The sequence below is a fragment of the Trebonia sp. genome (assembly GCF_049794275.1).
GTDB lineage: Bacteria > Actinomycetota > Actinomycetes > Streptosporangiales > Streptosporangiaceae > Trebonia.
Genome location: NZ_JBARCR010000465.1, coordinates 1 through 9,076, shown reverse-complemented (window position 1 = coordinate 9,076; position 9,076 = coordinate 1). Strand labels below are relative to the sequence as shown.

Annotated in this window: 9 protein-coding genes and 1 pseudogene; 2 read left to right on the top strand and 8 right to left on the bottom strand. The window is 69.3% G+C overall.

Annotation, left to right across the window (positions count from 1 at the left end):
- Both WA805_RS12865 and WA805_RS12860 read left to right on the top strand, forming a co-directional pair.
- Positions 1 to 247, top strand: a pseudogene (locus WA805_RS12865) (hypothetical protein); the annotation flags it as partial.
- 53 nt (positions 248 to 300) lie between these two features.
- Complete coding sequence (locus WA805_RS12860; protein ID WP_422325009.1) at positions 301 to 1,185, top strand: amidohydrolase family protein; 885 nt, start codon at positions 301 to 303, stop codon at positions 1,183 to 1,185.
- 22 nt (positions 1,186 to 1,207) lie between these two features.
- Here the strand turns inward: WA805_RS12860 and WA805_RS12855 are convergent, their stop codons facing one another.
- From WA805_RS12855 to WA805_RS12820, 8 genes are all read right to left on the bottom strand, one after another.
- Complete coding sequence (locus WA805_RS12855; RefSeq protein ID WP_422285650.1) at positions 1,208 to 2,320, bottom strand: NAD(P)-dependent alcohol dehydrogenase; 1,113 nt, start codon at positions 2,318 to 2,320, stop codon at positions 1,208 to 1,210.
- On the bottom strand, positions 2,317 to 3,771 hold the full coding sequence (locus tag WA805_RS12850; RefSeq protein WP_425242444.1) for an aldehyde dehydrogenase family protein: 1,455 nt from the start codon (positions 3,769 to 3,771) through the stop codon (positions 2,317 to 2,319). The genes WA805_RS12855 and WA805_RS12850 overlap by 4 nt, the downstream gene beginning before the upstream one ends.
- Positions 3,768 to 4,256, bottom strand: coding sequence for a nuclear transport factor 2 family protein (locus WA805_RS12845; protein ID WP_422277295.1), 489 nt, complete (start codon positions 4,254 to 4,256; stop codon positions 3,768 to 3,770). The genes WA805_RS12850 and WA805_RS12845 overlap by 4 nt, the downstream gene beginning before the upstream one ends.
- A gap of 5 nt (positions 4,257 to 4,261) precedes the next feature.
- A complete protein-coding gene (locus WA805_RS12840; protein WP_422337587.1) occupies positions 4,262 to 5,362 on the bottom strand; it encodes an amidohydrolase family protein in 1,101 nt (366 codons plus the stop codon).
- Positions 5,359 to 6,267 (bottom strand): alpha/beta hydrolase, encoded by a 909-nt coding sequence (locus WA805_RS12835; protein ID WP_425242443.1) that lies wholly within the window; start codon positions 6,265 to 6,267, stop codon positions 5,359 to 5,361. The genes WA805_RS12840 and WA805_RS12835 overlap by 4 nt, the downstream gene beginning before the upstream one ends.
- Entirely contained in the window at positions 6,264 to 7,679 is a 1,416-nt protein-coding gene (locus tag WA805_RS12830) for a carotenoid oxygenase family protein (RefSeq protein ID WP_425242442.1), read from the bottom strand. The genes WA805_RS12835 and WA805_RS12830 overlap by 4 nt, the downstream gene beginning before the upstream one ends.
- Positions 7,680 to 7,694: 15 nt before the next feature.
- Positions 7,695 to 8,537, bottom strand: a complete 843-nt coding sequence (locus tag WA805_RS12825; RefSeq protein WP_425242441.1) for a CmcJ/NvfI family oxidoreductase — start codon at positions 8,535 to 8,537, stop codon at positions 7,695 to 7,697.
- Between the two features lie 215 nt (positions 8,538 to 8,752).
- A partial coding sequence (locus WA805_RS12820) for a GyrI-like domain-containing protein (protein WP_425242440.1) occupies positions 8,753 to 9,076 on the bottom strand: 324 nt, incomplete at its 5' end.

The window sequence follows — 9,076 nt, the reverse complement described above, 5'->3', positions numbered from 1 at the left end:
TGAAGAGATCGCCGAGCGGGCCCGCGACTACGCCGACGTGCTCGCGCTGCCGCTGCACCCCGGGGACACGAGCTGGCTCAGCGCGGCCGGCGCGGCGCGGGTCGCCGCCGCCGCGGCGGGAATGGAGGGGACCGGAGAGAGCCGGGGACGTTCCGGATATTGGAATGCCGCGGCGGTCGTACCGGGAGAGCGAAACTTGGCGAGCGCTGGCTACGACCGTTTTACCCACAAATTGACGGCGTCATAAATTGGCGTGATCACGTCATGACGAAGTGAAAAGGCGACGGGATAATCGCCGGCATGGACGTGGAAAACCTGGTCGCGATTGATGTGCACACTCATGTGCACAGGTCCGTGAACGCCCCCCCGGCCAGCGCGGACGAGAACGAGCACCTCGCCGCGATGGCGAAGTACTTCAAGACGGCGGCGGCGGCCTTCACCGTCGACGACCTGGCCGCCTACTACCGCGAGCGGAACATGGCGGCCGTCACGTTCACGATCGACAACAAAGACGCGCCCGAAGACCCGTCGCGGGCGACCCCTGAAGAGATCGCCGAGCGGGCCCGCGACTACGCCGACGTGCTCATCCCGTTCGGCAGCGTGGACCCGGCGCGCGGCGCCGAGGGCGTCGCGATGGCCAAGAGGCAGATCGAGGAATTCGGCGTCAGGGGATTCAAGTTCCACCCGAGCTCGCAGGGGTTCTATCCGAACGACCGGGCCGCTTACCCGCTGTACGAGGTCATCGAGGCGGCGGGACTGCCCGCGCTGTTCCACACCGGGCAGACCGGCGCCGGGGCCGGCACCAGGGGCGGCGGCGGGATCAGGCTCGCCTACTCCAACCCCATGTACCTGGACGACGTGGCGGTGGACTTCCCCGACATGCCGATCATCCTGGCGCACCCCTCGTTCCCCTGGCAGGAAGAGGCGCTGTCGGTCGCCACCCACAAGCCGCAGGTCTACATCGACCTGTCCGGGTGGTCGCCGAAGTACTTCCCGCCCATCCTCGTGCAGTACGCGAACACGCTGCTGAAGGACAAGGTGCTGTTCGGCACCGACTTCCCGGTGCTCACCCCTGAGCGCTGGATGGCGGACCTGGAGAAGACCGCCATCAGGGACGAGGTCAAGCCGGGCATCTTCAAGGACAACGCGGTGCGGCTGCTGGGCCTGGGCAAGCCGGCCGAGTAGTCCCGGCGTAGTCCCGGCCCGCTCAGAACGTGAGGACCGGCTTGATGGTGGCTCCCGACAGGGAGTCCGCGATCGCCGTGTTCACCTCGGCGAACGGGTAGTTCTTCACCAGCCGGTCGACCGGGAAGCGGCCCTGGGCGTGCAAGTCGAGCAGCCTCGGGATGAAGACGGTCGGGTTGATGTGGCCGCCCATCGTGCCGCGCAGCGTGCGGCCCGTCACCAGCAGCGCGCCCGGCGGGATCGTGACGTCCTTGCCGCTGCTGGTGATGACGGAGATCGTGCCGTGTTTCGCCGCCGAGTTGACGGCCGCCAGGATCACCTGCGGGTTCCCCGTGGTGTCGAGGATCGCGTCGGCGCCGCCCTTGCCCGCGGCTCGCACGACCTGCGCGGTCACGTCGGCCAGTTCCTGGCCCGTCGTGTCAACGGCCTGCGTCGCGCCCAGTTCGAGCGCCAGGTCAAGGCGGTGCCGCACCCGGTCGACCGCCACGATCTCGCGCGCGCCTGACGCGTGCGCGGCCATCACCGCGGCGAGGCCGACCGCGCCGGTGCCGAACACCGCCACGGTCTGGTGCGGCGCGACCCCGATCGCGTTGAGCATCACGCCGGCGCCGGTCTGCACGCCACAGGTGAAGCCCGCCAGGTAGTGCAGTGGGGCGTCGCGCGGGACGGGCACGATGTTGCGCTCGGTGACCAGTGAATGGGTCGCAAACGAGGACTGGCCGAAGAACGAGGCGCGGACCGGCCTGCCGCCGGCCGCGTGCGCCCGCGGCGAGCCGTCGGGGCGGGTGCCGGTGAACGTCACAGGGATCGCCTGCTCGCAGTAGGGCGTGTAGCCGAGGACACACTGCTCGCAGGTGCCGCAGTAGTCGGGCGTGAACAGCACCTTGTCGCCCGCCTTGACCCGGGTGACGTCCTTGCCTGCCGCCTCGACGGTGCCTGACCCCTCGTGACCGAGGATGATCGGGTAGACCACGGGAAGCAGGCCGAGCCGGGACGATTCGTCGGTGTGGCAGACGCCGGTGGCCTCGACCCTGACGAGGATCTCGTCGTCGCGCGGGTCGTCGAGGTCGAACTCCTCGATCGACAGCTTCGCGCCCGCCTCCCAGGCGACGGCGGCCCGGATCCGCACGCTCATGCGGGCCGCGCGGGGACGCTCGGGCGGACCAGTGGCGCCGGCGGCGCGGACTGGGTCATCAGCGCCTTCTTCCGCAGGAATCGCAGGATCGACCCTGGTCCGGTGCGGTCGCCGCCGAGCCCGGAGTCGCCGAACGAGTTCGTGCCGACGTCCCTGGTCTTGAACAGTGTCAGGAACGTGTCCTGCAGCGCGACGGTGCCGGCGTTGACCCGCTCCCCGATCCGCGCGGCCTCCTGCGGAGTCCCCGCGATGACCGACGCGGACAGCCCGTAGGGCGTGTCGTTGGCGAGCTCGACCGCCTCGTCTTCCGCGCGGTAGCGCATCACCGGCAGGAACGGGGCGAACGACTCCTCGCGCATCAGCAGCATGTCGTGGGTCACCTCGGTGAGCACGGTCGGCCGCATGAACCAGCCGCCGCCAAGCTGCTCCGCCGGGCCGCCGCAGCGGATCACCGCGCCCTTGGCGACCGCGTCGGCGAGGTGCTCGCCGGCGATCCGCGCCTGCCGGTCGTAGCCGAACGGGCCGATCTCGCCGGAGTCGATGTCCGGGTAGTTGAGCGTCAGCGCCTGCGCCTTGTCGACCAGCAGCGCCACGAACGCGTCGTGTACGTCGGTGTGCACGTAGATCCGCTCGACAGAGAAGCACACCTGACCGGTACCGAACGCCGCGCCGCGCAGCGCGGCGGTGGCGGCCGCCTCCAGGTCGGCGGTCTCCGTCACGATCGCTGGGTCTTTGCCGCCGAGTTCCAGGTAGACCGGGATGAGCCGCTCGGCGCACGCGACCGCCACGCGGCGGCCGTTCGGGACCGAGCCCGTGAAGCAAAGCATGTCCACGGCCTGGATGAGCTGCTGGCCGGTCTGCCCGTCGCCGGTGATGAAGGTGAACACGTCGGCGAGCTCGGGCACGGCCCTGATGGTCTCCATCAGCGGCTCGATGAACCGCGGCGCCACTTCGCTCGGCTTCACGATCACCGCGCTGCCGGCGAACAGCGCCGGCACCGGGTCGAGGCAGGACAGCATCAGCGGGCCGTTCCACGGGCTGATCACGCCGACCAGCGGATAGGGCACCAGCTGGGTGCGGAACGAGATCGACGGCATGATCGAGCTGGCGCCTTCCCTGGCCGCCGCCGCCAGCACCGCCGGGGCGTCCGCCGCCCAGGAACGGACGCTGCCCGCGACGATGCGCGGCGACATCAGCGAGATCAGGCAGCCGCCGGTGTCGGTGAAGTCGGCCGCCGACAGCTTGCCGTACGCCTTGTCCAGCTCGTCCGCCCACCGGGTCATCACCTCGATGCGGTGCTCGAGCGGCGCGGCGGCCCACTTGACCTGCGCGGCCCGCAGGCCCGCGCAGATGCCGGCTAGCTCCTCCGGGGCCGGCGGCGTGATCTCGTAGTCCACCTCGCCGGTGTAGGGGTTGCGGACAGGCAGCGAAACGCGTCCGTTCTGGATCATAGGAGAGGGCCGGACGGAGCGTCGATCCTGGCGCGCTCCTCCCCGACCCACGGCACGCCGTCGCCCATCCACTTGACGATCCGCACCGACTTGAACAGCCACTCGCCGCTGGCCTTGGTACACACGTTGTCCCAGCTGGCGAGGCCGAACACGAAGCTGTTCCGGTAGTCGAGGTTGTGCTGCAGGATCGAGGAGTACGCCTTGACGTGCATCTCCTGCTCACTCAGCGGCGTCATGACGAAGTGCGTCGCCAGGTGCTGGCGGCCGATGAACCAGCCGGGCTTGTCGTACCACAGGTGGTTGAGCAGCACGCGGAGCTGGTCGTGGCCGCGGAAGATGCCCTGCGGCAGGTGCTCGAACTCGCAGTCGTCGGTGAAGCAGGCGACGACCTCGTCGGCGTCGCCCGTGTTCAGGCCCCAGGCGTAGTAGGCGAACAGCTCCTGGATCTCCAGGCGGTCCTCGACGGGGATCTTGGGGCGGGGCATGGGCGTTACTCGCCTCCCTTGGGCAGGCCGAAGACGTCCTCGGCGATGGTCTGGTAGAACTGCTTCTTCTCCGCGACGGTCAGCGGCAGGTCATCCTGCCAGCGCACCTCGTCGACCTGGTACTCGTACGGGTAGTCCATCGCGTACATCACCCGGTCGGCACCGAGGACCTCGCGGCAGAACATGATCGCGGGCGCCCAGGCCATGCCGCTGGTGGTGACCCAGATGTTGCGTCGCATGTACTCGGACGGCTTCAGTTCGATGGGTTTCATCGCCTCATATCGCCCCGAACGTACGGTGGCTCCGTGCATATAGTCCAGGCGGTACAGCCAGAAGGGCAGGGCCTCCCCCAGGTGTCCCACGACCAGCTTCAGGTTCGGGAACCGGTCGAAGACGCCCTTGGTGATCAGCCGCAGCAGGTGCGTGCCCGTCTCCACGGCGAAACCCCAGATCGCGCCGTCGAGGCCGGCGTCGAGCATCGGCTGGATGAAGTTCTTCGGCGCGGTGTTGGGGTGCAGGTAGATCGGGGTGTCCTGGGCCTGCGCTGACTCCAGGATCGGCCAGAACTTCGGGTCGTCCAGGTACTCACCCTGGGTGTGGCTGTTGATGATCACGCCGTTGAAGCCGAGGCTCTTGCCGCGCTCGATCTCTTTCGCTGAGTACTCGGGGTCCTGCGGAGCGACCGCGGTGAGGCCGGAGAACCTGCCGGGGTGCTTCTTGATCGCCTCGGCGAGGCGGTCGTTCGCCAGCGTCGCCTGTTCCCTCGCGACATCTTTTTTGAGGGGCTGGGCTCCTGGGGAGGTCAGCGACAGGATCGCCCGGTCGATGCCGGCGTCGTCCATGGCCTTGAGGCGCTTGTCGCCGAGGTCCTGGAGGTGCTCGAGGATGAAGCGCGGACGTTCGGCGGTCGCCGTGCCGTAGAACGACCAGAGGCTGCGGAACCCGGGGTCGTCGAAGGACGGGTCGTCGAGCAGGCCGAGCCACACCTTGATGATCTCCGGGGTGGCGAACGCCTCTTCTGTGGCGATCCTCAGATAGCCCTGTGCTCCGCCGGTTTTCGGGGCGGGCGTAGCGGTCGGCGGGAAGGTGGGCAGCGGCTCGGTCACTGGGCGGTCTCCCTGTCCGCTGAGCTGGTGTGCCGTTCGATGAATCGCGCGAGCGCGGTGCCGAGCGCGGGCTCGTCGACGGTGAGGCTGGCGATGGTCGACATGTGGTTGTGGCCCTCGACCCAGACCAGGTCCGGCACGGTGCCGTGCCGTGCGAGCCAGGCGCTGACCACGCCGGCGGCTTCCCGCTGGAAGCGGTCCGGGTCGCGCTCCGCGACGCTGAACAGCAGCGGGACCGTTGTGTCGAGCAACCCCGGCAGCGAGGATGCTGCCGGGTCTGGGTCCGCGCCGTAGTAGACGTGCTCGGGCTCGCCCGGGGCCGGGTCGTGTATCTGGTAGATGCCGGAGAGCAGCGCCGCGCCGGCGATTCTCGCGGGGTCTCCCCCGCCCTGGCCGGCGACATACGAGGCGACGTGCACCGCGCCCGCGGAGTTGCCCGCGACGACGATCTTGCCCGGGTCGCCGCCGTAAGCGGCGATGTTCCGCTGGAGCCAGCCGACCGCCGCGGCGACGTCCTGCGCGCCGGCGGGCCACACGTGCCCTGGCGCCAGCCGGTAGGTCATCGTCACGCCGACGTAGCCGTGCCGGACCGCCCACGCCCCGACGAGGTCGTACTGCGGGCTGCCTTGTGTGTGCTTGTCGCCGCGGACGAAGCCGCCGCCGTGCACGAACACGAAGACCGGCTTGCCGGCTTGGTCGTCGCCGTCGCCGTCGGAGTGCACGTCCAGGCGGTGCCGCGGGTCGTCGCCGTAGGCCAGGTCCCTGTCGATCTTCGGCGCGGTGTAGCCGGCCTTCTCGTGGAACGGCGTCAGCAGCGCCCACGAGGCCTGCGCCAGCTGCGGTGTGATCTCCGAGTCCAGGGCCGCCAGCTGCGCGATCACGTCCGGCGGCAGTTGCTCCGTCACAGTCCGAGTACCTTTCGCTGCTCTGCTAGTTCGGAATCGGGAACCCAGTTGCCGTGGAAGCCGATCGGCACCCGGTGCGGGATGTGGATCGTCGCGACCGGGCCTGCCTTGAGGTCCTGGGCGTGCAGGATGACCACGTCGGCGGTGCGGGTGGTCATGTCGGTGACGAAGGTCATCAGCCAGCCGTCGTCTTCCGCGGAGTCGGGGGTGCGCGGGACGAACACGGCCTCCATGCCGAACCGGCCGGGGCCGTAGGCGTAGCTCTCCTTGGTCTTCGCGTCCAGGTCCTGCTTGATCAGCGTGGACATGCCCTGGTCCCGGCTGCTGAAGTAGCCGTACCTGAACTTGTCTCCGGTCAGCCGGTCATCGAGCCGCGGCATCTCCTGCGGCTGCTCGTCGAGGATCTTGACCTCGGTCTTCCCCGTCTTGGGGTCGATGAGGTACAGGTTCAGGCTGCCGGGCACCTCGCCGGGGCCGGTGTGGTCGGTGACGAACATCCGGGAGTTGCTCGGGCCGATCAGCGCGACCCGGCCGTCCGGCAGGTCGTAGGCGCCGAGGATGTGGAACACCGCCCACCGCTCGACCTCGGCCGAGATGACGTCGCCGCCCGTGCCGTCTCTGGGGATGAGGACCCAGCGGGTCGGGTACTCGAAGCCCCACAGGAACGGGAAGGCGTACCCCTTCTTGAGCATGTCGTCGGAGTAGGCGACCGGCCCGTCGAGGAAGACCGCGTACCGCTCGGTGAGCGCGCAGTCGTGCACGACCGGGCGGCCGTGGACCGGGACGTCGACCGTGCGACGGACTTTGCCCGCCGTGTCGATCACCTGGTAGCTGACGTGCTCCCAGCCGTGGTAGTAGCTCATCCCGTGCAGTTCCCCGGTGGCCGGGTCGCGATGCGGGTGGCCGGTCCACGAGCCGTTGAGGCTGCCGCCGAAATCGGACTTCGCCAGGCACTCCAGCTCGTAGGACAGCTCGACGGGCAGCACGCCCGCCTCCGCGAACGCCCAGGTCTTGCCGGCCTGCGGGAAGATGTGCGTGTTCACCACGTTGTCGGCGACGTAGCGGGCGCCGCCGCCGAGCTGCTGCGGGCCGGGCAGCGGCGGCAGGCCCTTGCTGCGCGCGACGTGATCGTCGCGGACGAAGCGGTTCCGGTACCATTCGGCCTTGCCGTCGCGGATGCGAACCCCGTGCACCATCCCGTTGCCGGTGAACCAGTTGTAGGTCACCGGGTTCTCCGGGTCGACCGGGTTCGGCCCCACGCGCAGCAGGCGGCCGTCCAGGTCCTTGGGGATGGATCCGGTCACCTTCAGGTCGTGGACCGTAACTTCCTGGTCGACGGGTGCGAACGGGCCCTCGAGCCAGCTGTTGCGGAACGTGGAGGGCGCCTCCGGCCCTGCCTGTGTGTCGGTCATGGGTCCCTCCACGGGTCAGTCGAAGAACGCGATCGTGCGGAATTCCACGCTCTCCCTGGGGTGGGCGCCCGCGGCGCCCGCGTCGTGGAACGCGGTGTGCGGTGCCCGCCAGGCAACCGAATGGTCGCTGTCGTGCAGCTTGATCAGCACCGTCTCGGCGGCGTTCATGTCGGGGAAGTACCACCAGCGGTGTTCCGGGCGGTAGGTGAAGATGGACCCCGCCGGGCTGGCGTCCGGGTCGGGGATGTCGGGCACGTTGTCGGGGTCGGGCAGCGTGTCGACGAAGAGCAGCAGGTTCGGCTGGCCCTCGGTGTCCGCGACGCTGCGGTAGTCGAGGATCGCCAGCGGCCAGTCCTGCGGCGGCGGGCTGAACGCGCGCCACAGGCTCGTCATGATCGCCCGCCGGAACGGCCGTCCGCCTGGCGCGGCCGCCTTGAACCGGTCATCGGCCCTGCCGGGGTACACGTCGACGTGCACGTCGGGGGCGGGCGGCTGGGCGCCGCGCCTGTCTTCCGCCGCGCGCCGGATCACCCAGCCGATCGTGACGACCTCGTCGGCGCCTGTCACGCTCTTGACCAGGTCGATCACCTCGCCGGTGTACATCCCGTCGAGCTGGGCGGCGTCGCCGAAGTCGGTGACCGCGCTCTCGTGGTCGAGCAGCGTGAACCCGCTGCGGTCGAGGCCGAAGTCGTCGCGGTGCGGTCGCCCGTCGGCGATCAGCACGGTCTGCGGCGCGTACTGCGTGGTGGTCATGTGCGCGTCGGGGCCGACGTACAGCCGGTTGCGCTCCGACCACGGCGCCACGTAGTTGAGCGTCGCCGGGACGCCGGCGCGGGCGTCGGCTGTGACACCATCCATAGATTTCACTATGCGCCCGAACGGCCCGCAATGCACTGTGCCGGGAAACAACTCCCCGGCGCTGCTTTACTCCTTGTTCCGCGCCCGCGTCACGTTCGGCTCGCAGTCCTTATCGATGCCCCCACGCGCTCGCGTCTTCATGATCACGAAGGAAAAATCTCCTATACGCGTACTTTTCTTTCGTGATCATGGAAATGCGGTGCCGGGCGCGCGGCCTAAGCGGGGCTGAGCAGCTTGTAGATGTCGGTTCGGCGTTTGGCCGGGTCGTCGTCCCAGTCGCCGTAGACTTCCCAGCTCACTCCCGCCTGGCGGCGGCCGTTGGCGGCGCACCACTGATCCAGGGCCGCGTAAGCGCCGCCCATGGCGGAGTACTCGCCGAAATGCGCCACCGTGGCGACCTCCCCGGCTGGGGTGGTGATGCGCCGGACCGCACCGCGCTCTTCGAAGCCGCCGAAGACCTCGACTCCGGCGTCGATGGTGAGCTCGCCGGCCTCGCCGGAGTGGTAGATCACGACGTTGTGCTCGGTGCGGGCGCCCTG

Coding starts and splice junctions, on each gene's coding strand:
- WA805_RS12845 (WP_422277295.1), bottom strand. CDS start 4,256: ATGCCCCGCCCCAAGATCCCCGTCGAGGACCGCCTGGAGATCCAGGAG.
- WA805_RS12850 (WP_425242444.1), bottom strand. CDS start 3,771: ATGATCCAGAACGGACGCGTTTCGCTGCCTGTCCGCAACCCCTACACC.
- WA805_RS12860 (WP_422325009.1), top strand. CDS start 301: ATGGACGTGGAAAACCTGGTCGCGATTGATGTGCACACTCATGTGCAC.
- WA805_RS12830 (WP_425242442.1), bottom strand. CDS start 7,679: ATGACCGACACACAGGCAGGGCCGGAGGCGCCCTCCACGTTCCGCAAC.
- WA805_RS12825 (WP_425242441.1), bottom strand. CDS start 8,537: ATGGATGGTGTCACAGCCGACGCCCGCGCCGGCGTCCCGGCGACGCTC.
- WA805_RS12855 (WP_422285650.1), bottom strand. CDS start 2,320: ATGAGCGTGCGGATCCGGGCCGCCGTCGCCTGGGAGGCGGGCGCGAAG.